A 21,876-nucleotide genomic window follows, 5' to 3' on the forward strand; every position below is an offset into this window, starting at 1 on the left:
TGCCTTGCGCGAAAACGGGGTGAACGAGGCTGTTCATGGCACCGGCATCCCGGCGCAGCAGATGACCTTCTCGAACAGCATGAACTGGGCATTGTCCTTGCCAGGCGCGTGCTTGGCGGACGACCACAGGGCGCCGGGGCGCCCGATGTTGACGCACTTGCCGCCCTTGACCGGCTCCATGATCTGGAGCTTGTACCGCGACTTGGTCCAGACGGGCTGGGGGACGAACGAGCATCCATCGGCCGAACTCACCGTCAGCGCGCCCATCCGGCCCATCATGAAGACGCCGCGCGCCGCTAGCCCGGCCCAGGCCTCGACGCTGTCATCGAAGTGGATGTCGCCCGCGATCGGGTAGGTCGCGCCCCACGAGCCCATGCACCAGAACAAGGGGTCGATGACCTTGCCCGCAGCCGCCGCGGCGCTGTCGGCCATGCAGGCAAGGCCCGCGGCCGGGTTGCCGAACAGGATCCCCTCGGGCTGAATGATCGCGCCAAGCGTTCCCGATTGCCAGGTCGGCAGAACCTCGGTGATCATCGCGACGTCGAACCCGTCGTTTTCCAGACAGGGAAGATCGGTGAACATGTCGAGCATCGCCCAGACCGGCGCGATGTAGTAATGCATCTGGGCGAATATCTTGCGGGTGTTGGTGCCATCCGCGATCGACGACTGGCTTCCCTGCAACATGCCGCCGGTCTTCATCAGATCGGTCCCCAGCGCCATCATGCATCCGGGCTCGGTCACGATGTCGATCATCCGGTTGGGAGACCAGTACGAGACCTTCACGCCGAACCACACCTCGATCCCCTTGCGGCAGGCGCAAAGCGGCCTGGACGCGGACTGGGCATCGAGTTCCTTGTCGAGCTTGTCATAGCTGCCGACCCGCACGCCGCCGATCGTGATTGGGAAAATGCAGGTCCACCGCACTTTGGTGATCGGGTTGAACACCGTCCCGGCCTCGCATCTGGAAGCCCGTGCCTCACCAGGCAGCATCAGGGCGAAAGCAAGGGTGAGCACCGACAGGCTCAGGAGAAGGAGGCGCGGCTTCATGGACTTGTATCCTTGGGAAGCGTCCTGCTCCCTGGCCCGTATTCGGTAAGGACAAGGCGGGCGCCCTGCTGCTGGACGATGACGGGTGCCACCTTCAGGCCCAGTCTTTCCTTCACCCGCTCCTCGAGAATGTAGATCGCCCGCCCGGTCTTCTCGGTCAGAGCGATGGCATCGGGGTTCTGCCGGGCATCCGCGCTCAGCAGTATGAAGTCGGAAGGCCGCGCGGTTGCCAGCGCCCAGGCGAGATCGCGCGCGTGGACGACGAACAGGCGCTGGGGCAGCTTCACATAAGTCAGCGGGTTGAACGTGAAGCCCTTGGGGTAAAGCGTCCTGCCGTCGGGAAGCGTGATGTCGAAGTCCAGCGTATAGAAGGGCACGACACTGCGGACCCTGTCGACAGTGGCCGCACCGAGAGGCGCGGACTGCAACGCTCCCCATTTCGAACGGGGGCCGAATGCCTGGCCCAGGTCGGCGGGCAGGGTGGCTGCCTTCGCCTCGATTTCCGCCAGCGCATCGGGCTCCGCGATCGCCCAGGTGCGGCCGATGGTGCTCGTAGTGGCCGCCATTGTGGTCCGGGCGTGGACATCGGGAAACAGCGATGTGGCGAGCGCCGCCACACCCAGCCAGGATACCCGGCGTGCGAGTTTGAGGAGGTCGATGCTCATCGCGGGGTCTTTCCGGCATCCTGGACCGCGTTTCGGCCGGTGTCCCTGCGAGGTTCGGGGATTCCGACAAGGGCGGCCAGAAAGGCGAGCGCGGCGAGCGTGGTCAGGAACCAGATGAGGTTGCCGGTGGCGGCGTCGAGATCGGGGCTCAGGAGGAGAAGCGCGCTCTGGGTGAGCAGCATGAGAAACCCGCTCACAGTGAGGCGAACCGAGCAGGCCGCTGGTCTGGAAGAGAGCAGCCCGCTCATCGCGGCGTTCGCCTGCGAATGCGGCGCAGCGCTTTCGTTGCCGTCGCCGACAGGCCGACCAGCAGCAGCCCGGTGACTAGGCAGGATCCCGCGATCAGCACCGATGCGCGGGCGACCATCCTGAACGGCTGCTCGAGAACGAGCCCGGCGACGAGCACCAGCAGGCCCATTATCACCGTCTCGATCGCGATGAGGCGCATGCGCCAGTGAAAGGATTCCGCCTCGAAGCGCTCGGCAAGGCGAGCCTCGACGAGGCGCTCGATCATGTCGTCGTCGGGCATTTGTGGGGTCGATCGGTCCGGATAGTGCTCGTGCGTGATCATCGTTCGTGCCGCCCCGCTGAGGCGGGTACCCTGGCGAAGGCCGTACCTGCGTCGGGGCTTGGGCCCGTACCTGTGCCCAGGATCGTCGAGGGATCGATGCCGGCGAGCCGGCAGACCGCCTCGAGCGGCGAAAGACCCTGGCGCATCAGGGCCTCGAACGCCGCGACCTCATCGGGGGCCGAAGTGTTGATCCAGTATGAGAATGGATCGACCACGAGGCGCGCGATGCCGAGGCCCAGCGGGGAATCGATGAAGACCTCGCTGTAATGGGGCTTGGAGTTGCGGACCGATTTGAGCAGGTCGAGCACGAAGCCGGAATAGTCGAGGATCTTGTTGTCGACGGCCCGCCCGTACGTCGAGCCCTGGAGCAGGAAGCGGGTCGCCGCATTCTCGAGGATAACCTGGCCGGTACCGCCAAACAGCGTCAGATCGTTCATCGATTGCAGCACGATGCCAAAGGAACCGCGATACTTGCGGGCGCGGCGATAGCCCTGGCCGAACGCTTCCGCGAGCCTCGACAAGTCCTGTCCGTCGGCTCGGGTCATGAACTGGGCTGCCTCGTCGCACAGAACGAAGCGCGGTCGGTCGCGCGCCGACAGATACAGTTCCTGCGTGACCGCGTTCACCACCACCATGACGATGACGTTGAACAGATCGGGCATCGATTTCAGCCGTTCGAGTTCGAGCACGACGAACTCGTCAGACCGGATGTCGAGTGTCGATGGCCCGTTGAAGTAGTGGCCATACGCGCCGTCGGACCCGAAATCGCGCAAGTTGAAGGCGAGTTCGCGCGCGGTCGGAACGAGGTGCGAAACCTTGTCGAGATCGCTGCGCACCTGCTCCGGATAGGTCCCCAGCCATTCGCGAACCGCGTCGATACCGCGTTCCGCGCGGTCCGTATCGATCGTCCACTGCACCGCGGACTTGAGCAGGTTCCACTCGGATGTACTGACGCCCTTGCGCGTTGACGCATTCGCCATCTCGGCGACGATCGCGACCGCCATGGTGATCGCCGACTGCTTGTCGTCGCCGTCGAGCGCCAGCCCCATGTCGAAGGGATTGAGCACCAGATGCTCTTCGCCGATATCGATGTACCGGCCCGAGCACAGCGTGCACAGCTTCCGGTAGCTCCCGCCAATGTCGATCACGCGGATCAGGGCGCCCGAAGCGTAATACTGCTGGCACAGGTTGTTGAGAAGGAAGCTCTTGCCCGCGCCGCTTTCGGCCGAAACGATGAAGTTGTAGTTGTTGATCCGGGGATCGAACAGGTCGAGCGTGATCAGCTGGCCCTTGCGGCCAGTATAAAGCAGGGCGGGGCGTCCGCCGCCGCGAAAGTCGGTCTGGATGGGTGCCATCAGCACTGCGGCCTTGACTGGCATACGAAAATCCCTTTCGAGCAGGCGCAGGGTCGTGCGATCGGGATACAGCCCGAACGGCAGGCTCAGCACCAGCAGCGTTGGGTTGAGATAGCTCTCCTCCTGCATCGAGAAGGGCAGGGGCTCGCCCTCCCAGAGCCGCTTGGCCCGCGCGGCGAGGTCGCGGGCATGGGCGCGGTCGCGCCCGAACACCCACAGCGTCGGGATGACCCGCACGAACTTGCTGTTGCCCGCCTCGTCAAGGATCCAGCCGATTTCCTCGATCTGCTTGCCCACCTCGACCGCGAAGCTGCCCGCCGCCTTCTGTGCGGAAAGGATCTGCGCGCGCTTGTGGATCTCGAACTGCGAATGGTCGAACAGCACATTGAGCGTGTACAGAAACGGGCCCCCGATCTGGTCGCTGTCTTCCGAGGCTCCCCGCATGCCGCCCGTCAGACGGTTGGCCCGCTCGGCGGTGATGCGCCGCGCCGGCGCCTTGGGTGTCAGGCATCGCGCGACCTGATTGCCCAGGAACACTTCCGCGCCCTCGAAGACGAGATCCGGGCCGGCATCGATGATCTGCCTGGCGATCGGAGGAGCCCCGGTCGTGGTACCGTCGGTAAAGACCCCGGGGCCTGCGCTGCGACGCCGTTGAAGATGCGCCGGTAGAAGGAAACCATCTCCTCGGGCGGCAGCCTGCGGATCCCGAGCTTGGACAGCTGTTCTTCGACCTGCCGTCTCAGGTCCTCGCCGAGCGGCCGCCTGGTCTTGATCGACAGGAGCGTGCGGAAATTGCGCACCGGAATGCCGTGAAGTGCCTCGAGCCCGTGCCTGCCGGCGCTGAGATAGGCATGGGCATGGCGCGCCGAGGCCTGGATCAGCGGGTCCTCGCGCGTCCTCATATCGAGAAAGGCATCGAGCGCATCGTCGATGAGCGGATCGGCGAACGTGTGAAGTTGCAGCACCGTACCATCCGGAAACTGGATGTTGAACAGCCCCAGCAATGCGCCCTGGACATGGGCGAACATGTAGGCCGTGGGTGTCAGTTCCCAGGCGTGCCCCCAGCTGTCATCGATACACAGGAACGCTTCGCTCTGCGCCTCCCATGCCACGAGCGGCAGATAGTCGGAAAAGCTGTCCCGGCGCACGGCGCTGCGCAGCCGCGAAAAGGTCAGCGCGCTGTTGTTGCTCGCGGCGCTCATGGACGTTCCTCCGTTGCAGGCAGGGAAAGCCGACCGGGTGCCATGGAGGTTGGGCGAGAAAAGGAAGCCTCATCGACGCTGCGCCCGCTGGCGCCACGCTCGCTGGTCTGCCCGAGAACCGGGCCGCCGGCGCGGCGACCCGGCGTTTCCACGAGCGTGTCGCCGATGACCCACGCAGGGGTATCGAGCACCGAGTATACATAGCGCGGCATGTAGAGCCGGTCCGGGCGCTGCCTGTCGGCGTAGGGAAGAATAAGCGTACGAACCGTTCGGGCGGGCTGCAGCATCGGGGAGGCCGGCGTCTCGATGAGACTTCGCAGTTCGCGATAGACGCTGTCCTTGTAGCTGCTGAATGCATCGTCGCGACCGGTCGGGCCTGAACGGCGCGTCTGTCCTGATGGTGCCCGGCGAGCAGCGGCGCGGGCGTTGGTCACGGCAGGGTCCGTTTTCGACGGGATGTCCGCAACGGCATCGGCATAGGCCTTGTCGGGATGAATGCACTGCCCGTGATCATCGTTCTTGCAGGAGAACGTCTCGGGATAGGGGGACATCATCGAGCCAAGGCTCGCGCATCCCCCGGCAGGCAGCACCAAGGCAGCACCGAGCAGAGCCGGCAAGACGCGGCAACGCGGCAGGATTGCCATAACAGGACCTCCTTGGTGAGATGGCCGGGGCATCAGAACCTGGCCTCGAGGGATGGTTTGATTTCGAGGGCGAGGCCCTCCTGGATCACGACGACCACATCCTTCGCCGCGCCGACCTCGACGACCGGGCCGGCCTGGCGCGCGAGATCGAGGTAGAAGTCTGTGAGCTTGTCGGAGGAGCGTGACAGACCGCCGGCAATTCCCGCTTTCGCGGCGTCAGCAGCATCGAGCGAACGCACGCTGCCGAGCGCCGAAGTCGAAAGGTTGCCGAAAGTGCCTTCGACGGTTTGCGAGATGCCGGTGATCGTGCCGGCAATGAACGAGCGCGCAAGTGTCGCTCCGGCACGCGTGACGACTTTGCCCGAGAGGCCCTTCTTGCCATCCGCATCGACGAAGAAGCCCTTTATGGCCTGATCGACGACAGCATGCTCATCGAAGTCCACGCAGGACAGCGAGACCAGCTGGACTTCCACCCGTTCCTTCGCAAGGCTGCCGGTCGCGTTGCCGATGACAAAGCATCCGGCAAGGTTTGCCTTCACGTCATTGGGCAGCACCGCCGGTGCCTGAACGCGGGCAATGATCGGCTCGGGATTACTGGTCGCGTCCCGGCTCGCCAGCGCGTCGACCCCGGTCAGAAGCCGGGCCTTCATGAAACCAGGCGGCAAATATATCGTCCGCCTGCCTTTTTTGACGTGGCTGTGCCGCCTGCTCCTCCTGTCGAACTGGCCGTATTGACCGCCGCGCCGATGGCGCCGACCTGCCTTTCGGTGGGCGGAGCCGGCGGAGCGGGCGGCGCGGTTGGCGCCATCGGCGGTGCCGGGATCTCGTCCTGGCCGATCGCCGCGTCGGCGGGTGCAGGCGGAAAGGCCGGGATATCACCCGGCAGCGCCGGTGGCAGGTCGTCACCGGTTGCACTCGTTGCGCCGTCGCTGGTGCCGCGCGGTACAATCTTGCCTTCCTCGATGGCACTGACCCTGTCGCCCAGCAGCGTCTGACCGTCGAGAACCTTCTGCAGGTCTCCGCGCAGCTTGAGTTCCAGGCTGTCGCCGCGAAGCCCCGCCCCCATGTCGAGGTTGGTCGCCTGCGCAGGTTTGGGCGCTGTCTCCTTGCTGCTTCTGCTGGCGGTGTAGAGACCCACGCCCACCACCGCGATCGCCGAAATGACGCCAAGCTGTTTGAGGCGCAGTCTGTGATCCGACGACAGTCGGCGCCAGCGGGCTTTCATGTCGAGAAGGGGGAACGGCCCTCGAAAGCGGTCTCCTGCGTCGACGCCGTGCCCGCCGTGGTGTTTGGCTTGTCCGTCGGTTGCGTCATGACTGCACGCTCCGGCGCACGACAATGAGCCTCGCGGCCTCGCCGGGTAGCAGCGTCAGGCGATCGAGCGTCAACGCGAAGATGTCCTCGCCCAGCGCTACGTCCAGAAAGTCGCGCTCATCGAGCGTCATGGCAGCGGCGGCGCGCACGAGATATTCGCTCACGGAAATGCCGGCACCTTCCACCTCCAGCCGGCGGCGCTCGGCGAGCGTCGCATCCGCCAGGCCGGGAAGGACGAGGCTATCGCGCGATGGTGCCGCTTCGGAAAAGGAGGCCGGGACGCGGTCCTGAAGGACCGCAAGCGCGACGCCAACGGCGCGTTCCTCTCCGGACATCGCGCCCATCAGCACATCGTTGGCGCGGGCGCGCTGCAAGCGGCCCGGGACCAGATTGACCGTCTGCGCGGGGATATCCGACGGCTCTGCGTAGAGCGGATAGATCGCCCCGTTGCACGAGACGAAGAACTCTGTGGGGCTGGTGACATAGGTTCGGGTCTTGAAAGACGCGTCATCGGTCTCGAGCACCAGGAACTTGATCCAGGCATCCGAACCGCCGCGTTCGACCGCGAGGCCCTTCTCGGCCGAGAACTTGACCTCCTCGATCTCCCCGCCGACGCAGACGACATGATTGATGTCGCGATTGGAAAGCTGGATGCGGCTCGTCTGGTCAGGCAAGGCCATGATCACTTGCCCGATCGCGGGGGTACCGCTCGCCAGCGCCATGACGAGGGAGCCGGCCAGGCAGGCGCCGCGCCCGCAGGACATCGCCGTCCCTTTACCGAACATCTGCATCGAAGTTCTCCTCCTGGAGTGCCGTCAGCCAGAAGCGGCCGTTCTCAAGGGCGTAGCGAATGCGCAGGTTGCCCCGGAATTTGCGTATGACGCCGCCGATCACGCGCACTTTCTCGATCGGCACGAGGATCTCGGTGCCCGATCGGGTTACAGGCTGGTCGGAGCGAATGTAGGTCGCGATCGAAAGCGTAGGGTTTCCGCGCAGCTCGTCGAGCAGCCGGTTCAGGCTGTCGCGCACCTCGTTATAGGCGCTGGGATGGACGATCCGCAGCAACTCCTGGAACTGGCGGTCGGCCGAATAGGCAGAATAAGTTCCAGCCAGTCCTACGACGTTGAACGTGATCGAGCGCAGATAGCCTTCCGAAGGGCGATTGCCGGTGATGAACAAGTCGCCATCGGCGCCGAACGGCACGATGACCGTGCGGGCATTCTGGTTCGAGGTGTAGATCAGCGTTGCAAGCACCGCCGTGATGCCGAAAAGACCCGCGACCGCGATCTTGAGCAGGCGGTTCTCCTCGAAGAGGTTGGCCGAGCCCTGCAGGTAGCGGTGGAGGTGCCACGTGGGCCGGATATCGCCGACGAGGTCGCTTGCCGGCTTTCTTCGCAGGAACATCGCCATCGGGCCTACTCGTAGAAGCGGGTCTGCGTCGGACCCGGATAATTGCGGAAGCGGGCAAGACCCCAGCGCCAGGCCAGATGCGGGATGAAACCGCGCGGCTTGCTGCGCTTCCAGGGAATGAACAGGAGAAGGACGCCGATGAGGAGCCATCCGATGATCCCGCCGACGATGACCGCAACGAATATCGTGGCCATGACGACGATGAATTCCTGACTGTCGAACCAGAGGATCTGGACCGGCCGGTGCAGGAACTGGGGCAGGCGTTCATCCACGTCCTTCTCCCTTGCTTCGCCACGCAGCTGGGAGTGCGTGGGGTTTACGAAAGGCGCCAGTCGCCTCCCGTCTCGTGGAGCAGCTGCCGACGAAGGCGGAAGCTGCCCGATCCTCGGATCACGCCTTCAGATCACGCCCTCAGACAACGAGGCCGAAAGTCTGGAGAATGGAGTCCGCCTTGATCAGGCAGACCGCCGCGACGATCGTGGGGATGCCGATCATGATGTTGGAAAAGAGGCGCGAGACGCCGAACAGGAAGGCTGCGACGCCGCCAACGAAGCCCAGCGGACCCTTCACCCCCTGGTTCACAACGATGTCGTATATGTCGTAGCCGAGATCGCCGACCGAGGGTGCCGCGAACGCATGGGCCATACCGGCTCCGGCGAACGCGGCCAGGATGAAAAGGATCGCCGCATCTGCCGTGCGGAACGCCTTTCCTCGAAGCAAAGTCACCATAACGAGTTCCCTTCTTATGCGGAGCCGTCGCGACTTTTCGGGTATCTGGCCCATGGACCGGTCAGGGCGCTGGGCGTTCCCGGCCGACAAGTGCGCTCGACGGCCCCTGAAGGCACGCACTAGACGGCAGCTTCGTTATTGACGGCGGAAGTGCGTGCCAGCGGGGCCGCAGGCTGCCAGATCCGGCAGCGATCGGCTCACGGCCCGGCAAGGGAAGCACTGGCGTGCCCTGCAAGGTACTCCTCGAGCTCGCCTTGCTGGAAACCGCTGATCTGCCGTCCCTCGATGAAGAGCGTGGGTGTTCCGGTGACCCCGACCTTTCGCACGGTGTCGGCGTCCTCGGCGACTTTTCTGGCGCCCGCTGGACACTTGAGCAGCTCGGCCGGTTCTACGCCGTGGTAAAGTGCGCTGAAAGCAGCTGCCGGATCGGGTGAACACACGATATGCTCGGCTTTCGCGGCCGCCTGGGGATGAATCGCGCTCACAAAGAAGATGTGGCGCTGCACCACCTTCCCTTCGGCCGCCTTCGCTGCCCAGAACCGGTCGAGGGCACGGCAATACGGACAATCCGGATCGGTGAACTCGATGACTTTGGGCGCGTCTGGCGGCCCGATGACCAGGGCACTTTGCGTGTCGATGGCGGCGAGGCGCTTCCTCGCGATCGCATCCTGCGCCAGAGCGGTCACGTTGATACCGTTCTTGTCGTAGACTGCCGCGAACAGGATATGCTCGCTCTGGGGAGCGAAATAGAGCATCCTGCCACCCGCGACCGCCTGGTAGATCGGCCCCTTTACCGGCGCGGGAGCGAAATCCTCGAACACCAGGTTGGTAAAGGTCTGTCGAAGCTGGCGTTGCGCCGCATCGACTGCCGCTTCCAGTTCTGAACCCTGACCTTGTAAGGTTGCGGCGCCGTCTTGCGCTCGCAACTCCTGGGCAGGAAGGGGGTGGCCGCCAGTGCGGCAATCAGCGCGGTGTGGTACAGGGATCCTGCTGACATGGGCGGAAGGTTCCTCGATGTGTCTGGCTTTGAACCGCAAGGTTGAAACCATCATTCGAACGCTACCTGGCGTGTCGGCCGTTTTAGCGTCCGCTTCGATGTGATCCCGGGGTGACGGGAAGGGGTTGGCGCCGCAACCATCGGGGCAGAAGATTTCCGTAACGGGGTAATGGGCTGCCGCAAGTCGGCATTTGTGTTCCGAGTTGCGGAATTACCGGTCCGATTTCTTCTTCTATTCGTGGGGCCCGAGCGTTGGCTTAAACTTGCCGGAGCATCGCGCCTGCAGACCGTGATTCGGCAAGACACCCCTGTAATTGTGAAATGGAGAGAGGCGGTGGAGAAGGTCCGATCACGCGCTTACAAACTTCAACTTTCCCCTTCCGGAATGCGTCTGTTCCTGCAATGCCATTGTCGACTGTGCCATGCGGCGGGCGATTTTCTGCCGTACGGCACGACGCTTCTCGTCGCCGTCACCCTGCTTCATCAAAGCACACCCGAAATCGCCGCGCAGGAATTGCTGTCGCCTGAAATCGCGCGCCATGGAGGACGCATGGTTCGGTTCGTGGGCACATCCCCTGCGCTGGCCGTAATGGTCCAAGATATTGCAGTGACGGTTGAAAAATCGGGACTTGTTCACCCAGCGCCAGCCGTCTGGAGGATCTTTCTCGCAGCGCTGGGTCGGATGGAAACCGCGACTGACCAGGACCTCGTGCGAACATTGAGATCGAGTGGAGCTTTGCCAAATCGTGAAGGAAGATAGTCCCGCCACCGGGAGTATTTTTCGAGGTGCTGGAAAGTACAGTCGCACTTGCGGGACCTGTTGTTCCTTGACCCAAGGTTTTTGTGCAACAGTCTCGTTCGCACAGGGCGATGTGTTTGTGTTTTAGAGCCGCTGACAGGGAGACCTGCAGATGACGCTGCACGCAACGCAAGCAAGTGATGGTGACATACTGAACTCGATCAAACTCATTTCCGGAAAGTTGATCGAGCGGCGCCGACGCCGCGATCACATCTCGCAACGCGAGCTGGCGGTGAAAATCGGCCGCAGCGATAGATGGGTTCGCGAAATCGAGGGAGGGCTTCCGGCTTCCGCGCTTGATGATCATATCCGCTGCGCCCGCGCGCTGCAGATGACTACCATACACCTTTTCCTCCCCTTGATCGCGATGGAGCATGAAATGGACCTTCCGCAGGAACTGCTGATGCAGGACGATTTGTGGGACCTTCAATGCGAAATGCTCGAAGCGGTGGCGCGCCATCAGGAATCCGCAGCCGTGCGCCATTCAACGCGCAGCGGGCGAGCCGCAATCCGCCAGCGTTAACCCGAGCCAGTCCAATGTCTCCTGAACCGGTCGCCGCGGAACGCGCCTACAGGCTTCTCAAGTCCGACATTCTTGGCGGTCGCTTCTTTCCTGGATCTCCCATCATCGAAAGGCAGGTCGCCTTGGAGTATGGCATGTCCATCTCGCCCCTGCGCGACGCCGCCCACCGGCTCGTCGGGGAGCGGATGGTCGAGATCTTACAATCGGGTGGATATCGGGTGCCGAGTTTGACGGCTCCGGCACTGCAGGAATTGTATGCGTGGCACGGTCAACTTGTCCGTTTGGTCCTCAAGGGTTCCTCTCGTTCAGATCCGCTGTTGGCGATGCCGAACCTGTCGATCAATCCCGGTCGGCCGGTGGCTTCTGTCGCTACGGCAATTTTCCGTTCGCTCGCAGATTTCGCCCGGAACAGGGAACTTGGCCGCGCCCTCACAGGCGCTAATGATAGACTCGCTGCAACGCGGATATTCGAAGCCAGGGCGCTGAGACAAGTCGATGAAGAACTCGCGGGCGTCGAGAATGCGATTTATGAGTCCAGTTCGGACCGGGTCGCTGTCCTGCGGGCATATCATCGACGACGTATCCGAGGCGCAGACAAGATCACCATGATCGCAAATGAAGCAGCAAGCCATTGATTTTGCGCGATTTCTCCCTGCCGGACGGTACGCTCTAGCGGTTACAATACCGCCCATTCCCCAATGCGAGACCTTATAAGCTCGCCGCCTCCTTTCTCAGGCCTCTATTCTGACATCGGCTGCAATGTCGCGGCTGAATTCGAGAAGGAGGCTAATATGGAACGTCAAGACCATCTGGAGGCTGAGCTGATCGACCTGGGATCAGTGATCGAAGAGACCAGGGGGCCGGGCCCGGTCGGCCTCGATTTCATCGGTCCTCAGCAGACCGAAGCCGGGATCTCCGACGACTGATTGCAAATGGGCACGCGAGCGCGCCGCTCGCGTGCCTTTAACTGGGAAGGCTTCTCATGGCCTTTAGACTTCGTGATGACCTCCACTTCTGCGTCGCCGGTGAACGGGTCATCTTGCTGGATCCGGTCGGCGGCCATTATCGGGCGCTGACGCAGGAGCAGACACCCGCGTTTCGGCGTTGGGCCATGGGAAACGCATTGGTCGGTTCCGATTGCCAGCGCCTTCAGGAGTTGGAGGCGCGCAATGTGCTGGTCGCCAGCAAGTTGGATGATCCGCCAATGGCATTGACATCGGCGCGCGCCGTTGTGGCAGAAGCAGCGCCAGATGTGACATCTGAAACGGCTTCCGTCCGAACCGTCCTTGCCGCTGTGGCTGCACAGCTGGTTTGGAGCAGAAGGATCAGATACTGGCCTCTCGGCCGACTTCTTACCCGACTTTCGAACAGATCCCCGCACGGTGATCATAAGCCTCTGTGCGCCGTAGCCATAAAACGCAACGTGATCGTACGAGCCTTCGCTACGGCGGACATGCTGCTAGGCAGTCATGACCGGTGCCTGGTTCGATCACTCGCGCTCGCAGCGGTCTGCCGCAGGCAGGGCTTTCTTCCACGCTCGTAATCGGCGTCCAGCCGAACCCCTTTGCCGCGCACTGCTGGGTGCAGGATGGGAGCATGGTCTTAAATGACAAGCCCGACCGCGTACAAATGTTCGCTCCTATCCTGGCGGTGTAAACATGCGATATCTTCTGATCGTTCCGCGACCCTCAGGGGCGATGACCAGGCAGCAAAGCGACCAGATGGCCTCCAGGGTTGGACTGATGGTCGTGCATCACACGCCTGATATGGTTTTGCTCGTAGATAACCCCGCAGACGTCATCGTTGTAGACGATGGCATCGGCCTTATCGTGGGAAAACTCTTCTCGCGCCATGGCCCTCCCGAACAGGTGCGCGGCCTGAAAGACGGTGAAACCAGGAGCGCAGCCCTCAGCTCGGGGCGACACCTGGTCGGGAGTTTCTGGGGGAGCTATGTCGCGGCGTTCAAATCTGCCGCTGGCCTATCCGTCCTGCGAGATCCTTCCGGTGGTCTTCCTTGCTATTACACTCAAGGTGATTTCGGCACCGCCTTTACGTCAGACTTCAAGCTGCTCGCGGCTGAAGGTTTGCTCGTTCCCAAAGTCGACTGGGAGGTCGTCGGCCGGGCGCTCTATCTGCAACATCTCCCTTTCGAGAAAACAGCGATTTGCGGGGTCACCCAGCTTCTGGCGGGTTGCGCCGTCGATGTTGCAACGCCGTCTCGGGCAGCCGGTTGCGTGTGGAGCCCGTGGGACCATGTCGCTCCACGGCCGGACGATGAGCCTGCGAGCGAGCGGCTCAACCGGATCGTAAGAAACACGCACAGGGCTTGGGCTTCGTGTTTCCAACGCCCCATCGTCGGCCTCTCTGGAGGACTGGATTCCTCAATCGTCGTTGCCTGTCTCGCCGGCGCATCCGCGTCCATTTCGTGCGTAACCCTGAGCACTTCCGATCGGCCAGGCGATGAGCGTATCTACGCCCGGGAGGTGTCGACTGCATTCAACGCGACGTTGATGGAAGCCGTCCACGCAATGGATGCCATTGACCTCGATACTTCCGTTGCAGAAGGTGTACCGGTGCCATGCGGCAAGCTTCACGAAATGGCGTATAACCAAGCTATCCGCGAAGCGGTCAACCTCTCAGACGCTGACGGATTTTTTGTTGGGGCCGGCGGAGATAACGTGTTTTATCTCACCCATTCAGCAAGGCCGCTAATCGATCGATACGAAACAGAAGGCTGGTCAGGCGGAACTTTTTCCACCTTCAAGGACCTCTGCGCCCTCACTGGTGCGAGCGGTTGGCAGATGCTGCGTGAGGGGATACGGGTAAGCCGCGCTCGCAGTGAGCGGATGGCTTGGAAAAGGGATCCCGAACTTCTTCACCCCGATTTCCTCGCAGTTCAAGCGGAGCAACCCGTCGATCATCCCTGGTTCGACCATCCAGCCGGAACGCCGCTCGGCAAGATCGGGCACGTGACCCTTCTCCTGCGGGCCATGAACCACATCGAGCACCGTGACAAAAAGCTAACCGTGCCGATGGTAAGCCCGTTGTTGTCCCAGCCGATCGTGGAACTGTGCCTTGGTATCCCGTCATGGCAGGTCTGCGAAGGCGGCATCGATCGTGCGGTAGCCCGTAAGGCCTTCGCAAATGCGCTGCCACCCAGGGTCATGGGACGTCATGGCAAGGGCACGCCTGAAGGCTTCGTTGCCAACTTCATCGAGCAGCGCCGCCCTCATATTGCTGAAAGACTTCTCGACGGAGAACTCGTCAAGAACAGGATAGCCGATCGCAGAAAACTCGAGGCGCTCCTTGCGCCACGTGGAGTGATTGGTGCCGCCGGCCCCAGGCTCATGGCTCTGCTTGATACTGAAGCCTGGGCAAGGCACTGGGGCAGGGCGGGCTCCGCGCTCGCAGGATAGACGTGTGACCACCCGGTTCGATGTCAGCGAGATCGTCCTTCGCCGGCCGCAGGAACAGGGGTTTTCGGAGCTGAGGAGAGAGCTGCTTTCCATTCCTCGCGCATCTCCTGCCATCGCACTGCCTCCTGATGCTCTACAGGATCGGAAGGGAGTAACCCCTTCAACCAGAAATCGAACCAGGCGGTATTGCGCTTGTAAACAGAAAGCTGATGGGCGGGCTGAAGCTTGAGGTGGAATTCGTCGGGGAAAATGAAGAGGTCAGTGGGGACCTTGGCCTGGCGAAGTGCGGTAAAGCTGGGAAGCGCAGCGAGGTATTCGTTGTCCGATGGTTGAAAGAGCAAGGGAAACCTCACTTTCAGCGGGCTCTTCCAGAGAGTCACTTGCTTCCAGATCGCGGCATCGCCATCAGCTATTCTGGGCCATCCGGCCTCCTGGTAGACCTGAGAGATCATCGGTCCCATGAAGGCGTCCTGGGTGGGATCGAAGCAACACGTGCTCAGCGAGCCTGCTGCGAAGAGCGAACTGTGCATCGCGGCAAGCTGGACGGTTTGAGCTCCTGCGCTCAGCCCCGTGATGCCGATGCGACTTCTGTCTACCAGACCTCTCTCGACCAGTGCTGCAACCTGGCTCTCGATCCCCGAGAGAACGTTTCTCACGCCGATCATTTCGCGCTCATAGGCATATTGAAGTGCTGCCGCGCTCTTTTGCGGACCGACTATGGCCTCCGCGTTTCGGATGTCGGCGACCAGTACAAAGTAACCACGGTTTGCAAGCGCCTGGATCGGCACCTCATCACCTGTGCCGCCGCGCAAAAAGCCCTTTGAGCGGTACTGCACGACGACAAGAGGGAAACGATCTTTCCCGTTGTATCCCACTGGATACACCAGATCGCCATAGAAGGGGACGTCAGACGGATTTCGCCAATGAACGCGCTCGACACGTCCGAGGGAATGCGAGGTAAACTGCGGGTTCGGGTCAAAAAGCACCTGCTCGCGGGTCCCGGCAAGGCCCAGCGTGACGAGGCGCCGCGGTATGGTCGAACTCTCTCGTAAGCATAAAAGGTCGCTTCCCAGGGGGCGGCAATCGATCAGCGCATCCGATGTCAGTAAGAGCCGACGAGGGGCCTGCATATCTGGAGCCCACTCATAAACGGCCGTCAAGCTGTCCGCCCACCCCTCTCGGCGAGTGAAACGCACTCTGCTGCCATCAGCGGTCCACCATAGGCGAGAGAAAAATCAGGACGACAAACCTCCGGCGAGCAAACGTTTCTCGTCCCGTCTGAGGCCTGTATCACAAGGTCGAAGGGGGCAGGATATAGAGCATCCTTCTTGGGCTCGATCCACGCCAATCGATCGTGATAGCTTGCAATGCTCTTCGCCTGGGCCGGAACACCTTTTGGGGGCCCGAATACTGCCACTTCTTCAGCGGATGCCGGGCGCGGGGTTCCGCCGGAAACGTCAATCGCAAAGTAGCGCCACGACACTCCAGGAACGCGAGGCCGTGCCCCACGAAGAGGCAGGGAACGCCAGTCGGCTCGCCAACCTCTAAGGCCTTCGCGATCAATTGCGGAGTTTTCGTCCGCAAGCTGGGGGCGTGCCGCGTACACGATGGTACGTCCATTTGCCACGATGCGCAGATCTTCGGCATCCGCGTCAGAATGCGTGAGTTGGCGGGACTTGCCGGTATTGATGTCGGCAACCCATACCTGCGTCTTTCCGGCACTTCGTTTCAGATAGGCAATCCAGCGCCCGTCTGGAGCCCAATGCGGTGTGATGGCGGCTGATACGCCTGTTTCGAACGCGTCCCATCTGAAACCTGGTGTGCGGTCGAGGATCAGTTCGTCCCCAACATCGACCAGGATTGGCTTCGCGCCTGCTTGCAGCGGTACCACTATCATGGCCGTGCAATAGCTGTTCGTCGACGGGTCGCCACGATGAAGCTCGAAGGCGACCGCTTTGGCGTCGGGAGATACCGCAAGGATCCCGCGGGTCGCATCAGCTCGGTAAATTGGTCCAATATCACGCAGGCCGACCAGCGTCTCTTCCGTGACAGGCGCCCCTTGCCGGGTTGGCGTAGGGGCGAGCAGGGCGCTTTCGCACGGACTTGCGGCAATACACGGTGCCGATACACCGGCGACAAGAATTGTCGTCAGCGACTTAAGGACAACTGCTCGTGTCATTTTACCAGGCTTTCGTAAGGGTGAGAGTGACCACCCGACCTAGGAAGGACTGGCTGAGCGAATCGAAAGGAGGAAGCGAGGGCCGACTGGTTCGGATAACGGACGGTTTGGTGTTGAACAGGTTTTGAACCCCGACCCTCCACTGGAGGTTCGCCAGAATTCCGCTTTCTTCTGTGCTGCGGATCGAGGCGACTGTATCGAGTGTCGTGAAGGATGCGACCCGGGGGCGGGATTATAGCGGTTGTCGGTTGTTCCGCCGACGTAATTGCCGATCGCGGTGACCGTGACATTCTCGCGCTCCCAGCTTGCCGTCATTCGACCGCGCCAGTGCGGAGGGGTGAAAACCACTCCCGACTGCGGGACGACGGGAAGGGAAGCCGTTACCTTGCGAGTACTATCGATGTAGCTTGCTGAGCCTCTGACCGACAAGCGGCTGTTCGGCGCGAAGCGGTGATCGTAGTTCAGGGCGATATCCACACCGTGCAAAGATTGTAATGACACGTTCTGGAGGTTGTCTCGAACTATCGCCGAAACCGCCCCAGGGTCGAAAGCGCCGGGTGTCAGGTTCTGGAATACGCCTGTGATTCCATTTACCGCTGAAGTTACATCCTCGGCGCTTGGGTTCAGCTCGACGTAGTCATGGTAGATGGGCTGAAACGCCCGCAAAGAGTTCACCAATGGTGCCGCGACCCTATTGCGGTATTGTACATTAAAGTAGCCGATCTCTGCCCTGAAACCTTCAAGGAAGGCAGGCTTGATTACACCCGAGATGTTCCAGGTTGTCGCACGTTCCGGTTTCAGGTTCGGATTACCGCCAAAAAGATACAGAACGGGAAGGGCGCCGGGCGGGGCGGGAGTGTACGTTGCAGCAGTGACAAGTTGGGCATTGCTGGCCTGACCCAGCTGGAACAGGGTCGGGGCCTTGAATGATTTGCCCCAGTTCGCTTTCAGTTCCAGGCCGTCGATGGGGGCATATACCATGCCCACCTTCGGAGTGGTTACACGGTCGATACCCTCATGGTCTTCGTAACGGATGGCCCCGACGAACTGAAGCGTGTTGGCAAAAGGAACGGTATTTTGTGGCGAAACGAGCGGAACGAACAGCTCGCCATAAACAAATCCGACTTTGCTCGTCTGCTTGAAAACGCCGATCGGGCTCTCGACCCCGTTCGCATAACTGCGAACGTCGTAGTCCAGTCTGCTGGCGCGATAACCTGCTCCCACCGCGAGGCGCGCATCACCACCGGGAAGCCTGAAGAGGGGCCTTCGGCACCGACTTCAAGGGACTTCAGGTCGTTATCGTAATTCGGTTTGTAGACCGCGACTTCTTTTGCGGCCACAATGTTCCGTGTCGTGACGGCCGTCTTGCTCTGGCTGTAGGTGCCCGCCACCCGGGCTACCCAGCCGGATCCGACATCCAGGCGCAATGTGGGCGAGAGGGACCAACTGTCGACGGTCGAGAAAGCGACACTGCCATTATCATAGCATGAGTCCGGAGCCAGGACGGTGACCGTCAGGCACTGGGGCTGGGTGCGATGCAGGTAATTGCCGTCCACCTCAAGCCGGATTCTGATCCGTGAGGTCCTGGTACCCGGCCATGACCAAGCTGATTTGCTTTTGCCCCGCCATCAATGTTCCGTCGGGTGAAAGCTGGCCGGTATAGGAACGATGCCGGCCCGCAATCTCGCTCGCGTGGCGGTAGTTTGCAGCTGCCATGAAGCTTCCCGATGACCAGCTCGGACCGGTGACAATATCGACTTGCCGTGTCACAGCCCCGCCCTCGGTTGCAGCACCAAGGGTAGCAGAGGTGATAACGCCATCGACACGGCGGCGCAGGATCACATTGGCAACGCCGCCAACTGCGTCGGAGCCGTAAAGTGCTGAAGCTCCGTCAGCAGCCACGTCAATGCGCTCGATAGCCGCAAGCGGGATCGCGGAAATGTCGACACCCTGATAAATGGCGTCGAATGCAAGTCTATGGCCGTTCACCAGCGTCAGGGAGGCATCAGGTCCCAAGCCGCGTAGATTTATTGCGGATGAGCCTGACCCGTTCTGTGTTCCTCCCTGGCCGGAGCCTGCAATCGTAGGATTTGTGCCACCCGCGAAATTCTGGGGAAGGTCGCGGACGATCTGTCCCAGATCGATCTGACCGCGGGCCTCTGCCTCCTCTCGGCTTATGGTGGTTATCGGCGATGTCGAAGGAGCTCCGCGTATGCGCGTGCCGACGACCTCAATAGCCTCCTGTGCATCACCTGCCTGAGGTGGCGTTGGCGGGAACCGGGCCTGAATAACGGTGGCATCTCCGCTCTGTGAAGCCGTGAGACCAGAACCGCGAAGAAGGACGGTAATCGCTTCATCCGGGCTGTAAGTGCCATCCAGCGCAGGGCTTCGTTTCCCTTCGACAGCCTGCACCTGAAACATTATCTCTCGGTTCGAAGCGTGACCGATTGCGCGCAGTGCACTGCCAAGATCCTGCGCGGGAAGATGATACTCCTGTCGATCGTCCTCGGCGCAGGCAGGTGCTGCCATGACGGCAGCTAACCCCATCGCAGATATGAAAAGTCTTGCTTTGAAGTTCCCCATGACGCTCCCCTGTTTTACGGCCGAAGCGATCGGCCTTCCGGGGAGACGACAACTGCATGACGCGATTTATGAGGGCGGCTGACAGATTTCTCGTTCAATGCCGTCGCAGGACCGTGTCAACACCAAGGCGGTGGGTGAAGTTACCAGCGAGAGGCTGAGTAACTTGGCCAGACTTCGCGCCATGTGGTGCGGGTCGGATAAGCGAAATGTTCCGGACACCCTCATATTATCCAGATCATTCGAGGCGGTGCGGACCGGAAGCGAACTGTTGCGGTTTGCCTCGGACAAAAGGTCGGCAAGGCGCACATTCTCGTACTCGTGGAGCGGGCGGGAGCCTGGTGCAGGGACGGTCAACTCCCGCATCCCGCGTTCGGGTTGTGCCAGAGGAACGTCAGTGAACGCGTAGTGTTCGCCGGGACGGAGACGAACGCGGCTGAGTTTGCCCTCTTGGCCCTGATCCGGAAGATCTACGTCCACGGAGCCCTTGACCAACTCCACCGTGATGCCGCGACCTTTTGAAACGGTGACGTCAAAGATCGTGCCACGCGCAGTGACCGCGCCGCGCCCGGCGGCGACCACGAAAGGGCGGGCCTCGTGCGCCACCTCGAAGCGGACGTGTCCGCTGACGACGCGCAAATTTCGATGCTGCTCATCGAACGAGACCAGCAGGACGCTTCCAGTGTCGAGCGTCACCGTTGAACCGTCGATGAGCTTGAACGAGCGGCGAGGGCCAAGTTCGTTCGTCAATGTCGTGGAGTTCGCACCAGGCCTCGTCAATGCGAACCCACCCACCGCGTTCGGGCTACTGGTCGCGGAAGGGGCGGCCCACAAGAAGGACACGGCCCAGCAAACCACGATCACGGCGCCCAGTACAAATGCTGCACGGACCCTCCTTATGCGAGTGCTGGGAGATCCTTCCGTGTCGCGGGCTGTTGCCTTTGATAAAGCGTTGTCATATTTCAAAAATTTGCCGTAGCTGAACGTCTCGGCGATACGATTGTAGGCATGGCGATGGGCGGGACTCGCTGCAAGCCAGGCATCAAATTCGGAGCGGCGGTCTTCGGCCTCCGGACCGCGCATCACTGCAAACCATTCCGCTGCCGCGCTCCTGAGGAGACTGTTGTCCCTGGCCGATTGTTTGTTTTCCATCATCCCTGCTCCAGAGCGGCGTCAATGTGAGCAAGGGCGCGCGCAACGTGATACTGCACCGTCGGGACCGATATTCCGAGCCTTTCTCCGATTTCTCTGTACGTCAGCTCCTCCACCCGGTGAAGGAGAAATACCTGCCGCGTCTTTTCCGGAAGCTCGCTCAACGCCCGGCGGTAGATCCGCATCATATCTTCAACCTCGATACGGTCACATTGATCGGGTGGTGTTGCATGCTCGTAACCGTCATCGAAAGACACGTGATACGGCGCCAGCTGATTCTCGAGCCGCTTGCTGCGATTGAACAGCAGATTGCGCGCGATGCGCTGAAGATAGGCGGCAGGGCGTTGCGGCCGCTCGCGTGCCATGACGCGCAAGAGGCGCGCAAATGCCTCCTGAACGAGATCGCCCGCTTCATCGCCGCTGCGCAGGCGTGTGCGAAAGTACTTCCGCAGTCGTGGAGCCTCCACCGCATAAATGGAGCTGATGTCCGTCTCCTCGACCGGTGTTGCTGCCGGCTGTCCACATTGATCTCGATGATACGTGAGATTGGGCACCCGCGAATTCTCGGCATCAGCTGTCATCGGGGCACGCTTTCAACAAAGGCGGCGCGATTGCCATGGGTACTTCAGGTACGGGCGGAACTGCGCACGCTGACTGGCTTCGCATGACCGATCTAAAAACGATCTCGAACGTTCGAGTTCAACGATCATTATCGCATACGAACGGGTGCGTGCTCGATCCCCGATCAATTTCAGTACCATGGCGCAGACGTAGTACCAGATCAAGAGAAAGGTACTAACATGATGACAGTACAAGCTCTGGCAGGGCCCTGTCTGCTTTTGGGCCGGACGGGCTCGAAGGCTTGCCGCGCGTGCAGCCCGATGGCCACGCATTCGAGCGTGGGGCAGCGGGATCGACGCACTCAGCAAAATGTGTGTGTCCGGCAGCGCGCATATCGCCCAGCTGACCCCGGGTATCTATGCGTCGAGCCGTCTGGGCGGGGCAGAGCCCGCAGGTCACCGTGCGCGGCCTGACGCAGTCGGACTTCAACAAATCCGTCGAAGTCTTCAAAGGGCCTTGAGGAACGCTGTTCGGGGCGTACCGCGACCGGTGGCCTGGTCAATACGCCGGTCGTCGAGGCGAGTTACCGCCAAATTTCCGGATCTGGGGATGCGAGCTGTGGCCGTTTTGACGAAACTGACGTCGCAGGCGCCCTCGATGTATCGCTTGGCGAGCATGCCGCCGTGCGGGCCTCCGGAGACTATGGTCGCCTGCAACTGCGGGAAGAACGCC

General features: G+C 61.6%; 22 protein-coding genes and 2 pseudogenes. 6 read left to right on the plus strand and 18 right to left on the minus strand.

The features are described 5' to 3' along the window. Nucleotides 1-33: 33 nt before the first annotated feature. From KZO24_RS29365 to KZO24_RS29420, 12 genes and pseudogenes are all read right to left on the minus strand, one after another. The gene (locus tag KZO24_RS29365) at nucleotides 34-990 is read right to left on the minus strand and encodes a TraU family protein (RefSeq protein WP_486488444.1); all 957 of its coding nucleotides are present in this window, start codon (nucleotides 988-990) and stop codon (nucleotides 34-36) included. Between the two features lie 53 nt (nucleotides 991-1,043). Beyond that, a complete protein-coding gene (locus KZO24_RS29370; RefSeq protein WP_486488445.1) occupies nucleotides 1,044-1,613 on the minus strand; it encodes a conjugal transfer protein TraW in 570 nt (189 codons plus the stop codon). Between the two features lie 95 nt (nucleotides 1,614-1,708). Then, nucleotides 1,709-1,960: a hypothetical protein gene (locus KZO24_RS29375; protein ID WP_486487885.1), complete on the minus strand. Its 252-nt coding sequence runs from the start codon at nucleotides 1,958-1,960 to the stop codon at nucleotides 1,709-1,711. Continuing rightward, nucleotides 1,957-2,241, minus strand: a complete 285-nt coding sequence (locus tag KZO24_RS29380; protein WP_486487886.1) for a hypothetical protein — start codon at nucleotides 2,239-2,241, stop codon at nucleotides 1,957-1,959. Before KZO24_RS29380 ends, KZO24_RS29375 begins: the two co-directional genes overlap by 4 nt. A 38-nt stretch (nucleotides 2,242-2,279) precedes the next feature. After that, nucleotides 2,280-4,840: pseudogene (locus KZO24_RS29385) on the minus strand (TraC family protein). Beyond that, entirely contained in the window at nucleotides 4,837-5,484 is a 648-nt protein-coding gene (locus KZO24_RS29390; RefSeq protein WP_486487887.1) for a TraV family lipoprotein, read from the minus strand. Before KZO24_RS29390 ends, KZO24_RS29385 begins: the two are co-directional and overlap by 4 nt. Nucleotides 5,485-5,516: 32 nt before the next feature. Then, nucleotides 5,517-6,709, minus strand: a pseudogene (locus KZO24_RS29395) (TraB/VirB10 family protein). 85 nt (nucleotides 6,710-6,794) lie between these two features. Beyond that, on the minus strand, nucleotides 6,795-7,520 hold the full coding sequence (locus KZO24_RS29400; RefSeq protein ID WP_486487888.1) for a type-F conjugative transfer system secretin TraK: 726 nt from the start codon (nucleotides 7,518-7,520) through the stop codon (nucleotides 6,795-6,797). Between the two features lie 52 nt (nucleotides 7,521-7,572). Continuing rightward, nucleotides 7,573-8,202: a TraE/TraK family type IV conjugative transfer system protein gene (locus KZO24_RS29405; RefSeq protein ID WP_486488446.1), complete on the minus strand. Its 630-nt coding sequence runs from the start codon at nucleotides 8,200-8,202 to the stop codon at nucleotides 7,573-7,575. An 11-nt stretch (nucleotides 8,203-8,213) separates the two neighbouring features. Beyond that, complete coding sequence (locus KZO24_RS29410; RefSeq protein WP_486487889.1) at nucleotides 8,214-8,480, minus strand: type IV conjugative transfer system protein TraL; 267 nt, start codon at nucleotides 8,478-8,480, stop codon at nucleotides 8,214-8,216. A gap of 139 nt (nucleotides 8,481-8,619) precedes the next feature. After that, nucleotides 8,620-8,937: a hypothetical protein gene (locus KZO24_RS29415; RefSeq protein ID WP_232494501.1), complete on the minus strand. Its 318-nt coding sequence runs from the start codon at nucleotides 8,935-8,937 to the stop codon at nucleotides 8,620-8,622. A 197-nt stretch (nucleotides 8,938-9,134) separates the two neighbouring features. Beyond that, nucleotides 9,135-9,989 (minus strand): DsbC family protein, encoded by an 855-nt coding sequence (locus KZO24_RS29420; protein WP_486487890.1) that lies wholly within the window; start codon nucleotides 9,987-9,989, stop codon nucleotides 9,135-9,137. A gap of 279 nt (nucleotides 9,990-10,268) precedes the next feature. On the opposite strand from KZO24_RS29420, the gene KZO24_RS29425 reads away from it, so the two are divergent. From KZO24_RS29425 to KZO24_RS29450, 6 genes are all read left to right on the plus strand, one after another. Then, entirely contained in the window at nucleotides 10,269-10,694 is a 426-nt protein-coding gene (locus KZO24_RS29425; protein ID WP_486487891.1) for a hypothetical protein, read from the plus strand. 151 nt (nucleotides 10,695-10,845) lie between these two features. Then, nucleotides 10,846-11,256: a helix-turn-helix domain-containing protein gene (locus KZO24_RS29430; protein WP_486487892.1), complete on the plus strand. Its 411-nt coding sequence runs from the start codon at nucleotides 10,846-10,848 to the stop codon at nucleotides 11,254-11,256. Nucleotides 11,257-11,270: 14 nt separating this feature from the next. Continuing rightward, nucleotides 11,271-11,891: a GntR family transcriptional regulator gene (locus KZO24_RS29435; protein WP_486487893.1), complete on the plus strand. Its 621-nt coding sequence runs from the start codon at nucleotides 11,271-11,273 to the stop codon at nucleotides 11,889-11,891. Nucleotides 11,892-12,047: 156 nt separating this feature from the next. Further along, nucleotides 12,048-12,182 (plus strand): benenodin family lasso peptide, encoded by a 135-nt coding sequence (locus KZO24_RS29440; RefSeq protein ID WP_486487894.1) that lies wholly within the window; start codon nucleotides 12,048-12,050, stop codon nucleotides 12,180-12,182. Between the two features lie 550 nt (nucleotides 12,183-12,732). Beyond that, nucleotides 12,733-12,912, plus strand: a complete 180-nt coding sequence (locus KZO24_RS29445) for a lasso peptide biosynthesis B2 protein (RefSeq protein ID WP_486487895.1) — start codon at nucleotides 12,733-12,735, stop codon at nucleotides 12,910-12,912. 86 nt (nucleotides 12,913-12,998) lie between these two features. After that, nucleotides 12,999-14,672, plus strand: a complete 1,674-nt coding sequence (locus KZO24_RS29450) for an asparagine synthase-related protein (protein WP_486487896.1) — start codon at nucleotides 12,999-13,001, stop codon at nucleotides 14,670-14,672. Between the two features lie 23 nt (nucleotides 14,673-14,695). On the opposite strand, the gene KZO24_RS29455 is transcribed toward KZO24_RS29450, so the two are convergent. The 6 genes from KZO24_RS29455 to KZO24_RS29480 all read right to left on the minus strand — a co-directional run bounded on the left by KZO24_RS29455 (nucleotide 14,696) and on the right by KZO24_RS29480 (nucleotide 21,164). Beyond that, nucleotides 14,696-15,868 carry an Atxe2 family lasso peptide isopeptidase gene (locus KZO24_RS29455; protein WP_486487897.1) on the minus strand — a complete coding sequence of 391 codons (1,173 nt, stop codon included), beginning with the start codon at nucleotides 15,866-15,868 and terminating at the stop codon, nucleotides 14,696-14,698. Then, nucleotides 15,829-16,851, minus strand: a complete 1,023-nt coding sequence (locus tag KZO24_RS29460) for a hypothetical protein (protein ID WP_486487898.1) — start codon at nucleotides 16,849-16,851, stop codon at nucleotides 15,829-15,831. Before KZO24_RS29460 ends, KZO24_RS29455 begins: the two co-directional genes overlap by 40 nt. Nucleotides 16,852-16,890: 39 nt before the next feature. Further along, nucleotides 16,891-18,075 carry a TonB-dependent receptor domain-containing protein gene (locus tag KZO24_RS29465; RefSeq protein ID WP_486487899.1) on the minus strand — a complete coding sequence of 395 codons (1,185 nt, stop codon included), beginning with the start codon at nucleotides 18,073-18,075 and terminating at the stop codon, nucleotides 16,891-16,893. A gap of 333 nt (nucleotides 18,076-18,408) precedes the next feature. Further along, on the minus strand, nucleotides 18,409-19,434 hold the full coding sequence (locus KZO24_RS29470; RefSeq protein WP_486487900.1) for a TonB-dependent receptor plug domain-containing protein: 1,026 nt from the start codon (nucleotides 19,432-19,434) through the stop codon (nucleotides 18,409-18,411). 66 nt (nucleotides 19,435-19,500) lie between these two features. Beyond that, a complete protein-coding gene (locus tag KZO24_RS29475) occupies nucleotides 19,501-20,586 on the minus strand; it encodes a FecR family protein (protein WP_486487901.1) in 1,086 nt (361 codons plus the stop codon). Next, complete coding sequence (locus KZO24_RS29480) at nucleotides 20,583-21,164, minus strand: RNA polymerase sigma factor (protein ID WP_486487902.1); 582 nt, start codon at nucleotides 21,162-21,164, stop codon at nucleotides 20,583-20,585. Before KZO24_RS29480 ends, KZO24_RS29475 begins: the two co-directional genes overlap by 4 nt. Nucleotides 21,165-21,876 lie beyond the last annotated feature (712 nt).

Source organism: Novosphingobium sp. NFX11, from assembly GCF_057376415.1.

Bases quoted from the DNA above. Each gene is read 5' to 3' on its own strand.
- KZO24_RS29435 (WP_486487893.1), top strand. From the start codon at position 11,271: ATGTCTCCTGAACCGGTCGCCGCGGAACGCGCCTACAGGCTTCTCAAG.
- KZO24_RS29400 (WP_486487888.1), bottom strand. From the start codon at position 7,520: ATGGCGCTGGCGAGCGGTACCCCCGCGATCGGGCAAGTGATCATGGCC.
- KZO24_RS29380 (WP_486487886.1), bottom strand. From the start codon at position 2,241: ATGCCCGACGACGACATGATCGAGCGCCTCGTCGAGGCTCGCCTTGCC.
- KZO24_RS29420 (WP_486487890.1), bottom strand. From the start codon at position 9,989: ATGATGGTTTCAACCTTGCGGTTCAAAGCCAGACACATCGAGGAACCT.
- KZO24_RS29450 (WP_486487896.1), top strand. From the start codon at position 12,999: ATGGTCGTGCATCACACGCCTGATATGGTTTTGCTCGTAGATAACCCC.
- KZO24_RS29365 (WP_486488444.1), bottom strand. From the start codon at position 990: ATGCTGCCTGGTGAGGCACGGGCTTCCAGATGCGAGGCCGGGACGGTG.
- KZO24_RS29390 (WP_486487887.1), bottom strand. From the start codon at position 5,484: ATGGCAATCCTGCCGCGTTGCCGCGTCTTGCCGGCTCTGCTCGGTGCT.
- KZO24_RS29480 (WP_486487902.1), bottom strand. From the start codon at position 21,164: ATGACAGCTGATGCCGAGAATTCGCGGGTGCCCAATCTCACGTATCAT.
- KZO24_RS29415 (WP_232494501.1), bottom strand. From the start codon at position 8,937: ATGGTGACTTTGCTTCGAGGAAAGGCGTTCCGCACGGCAGATGCGGCG.
- KZO24_RS29460 (WP_486487898.1), bottom strand. From the start codon at position 16,851: ATGACACGAGCAGTTGTCCTTAAGTCGCTGACGACAATTCTTGTCGCC.
- KZO24_RS29430 (WP_486487892.1), top strand. From the start codon at position 10,846: ATGACGCTGCACGCAACGCAAGCAAGTGATGGTGACATACTGAACTCG.
- KZO24_RS29440 (WP_486487894.1), top strand. From the start codon at position 12,048: ATGGAACGTCAAGACCATCTGGAGGCTGAGCTGATCGACCTGGGATCA.
- KZO24_RS29475 (WP_486487901.1), bottom strand. From the start codon at position 20,586: ATGATGGAAAACAAACAATCGGCCAGGGACAACAGTCTCCTCAGGAGC.
- KZO24_RS29470 (WP_486487900.1), bottom strand. From the start codon at position 19,434: ATGGGGAACTTCAAAGCAAGACTTTTCATATCTGCGATGGGGTTAGCT.
- KZO24_RS29375 (WP_486487885.1), bottom strand. From the start codon at position 1,960: ATGAGCGGGCTGCTCTCTTCCAGACCAGCGGCCTGCTCGGTTCGCCTC.
- KZO24_RS29370 (WP_486488445.1), bottom strand. From the start codon at position 1,613: ATGGCGGCCACTACGAGCACCATCGGCCGCACCTGGGCGATCGCGGAG.
- KZO24_RS29405 (WP_486488446.1), bottom strand. From the start codon at position 8,202: ATGTTCCTGCGAAGAAAGCCGGCAAGCGACCTCGTCGGCGATATCCGG.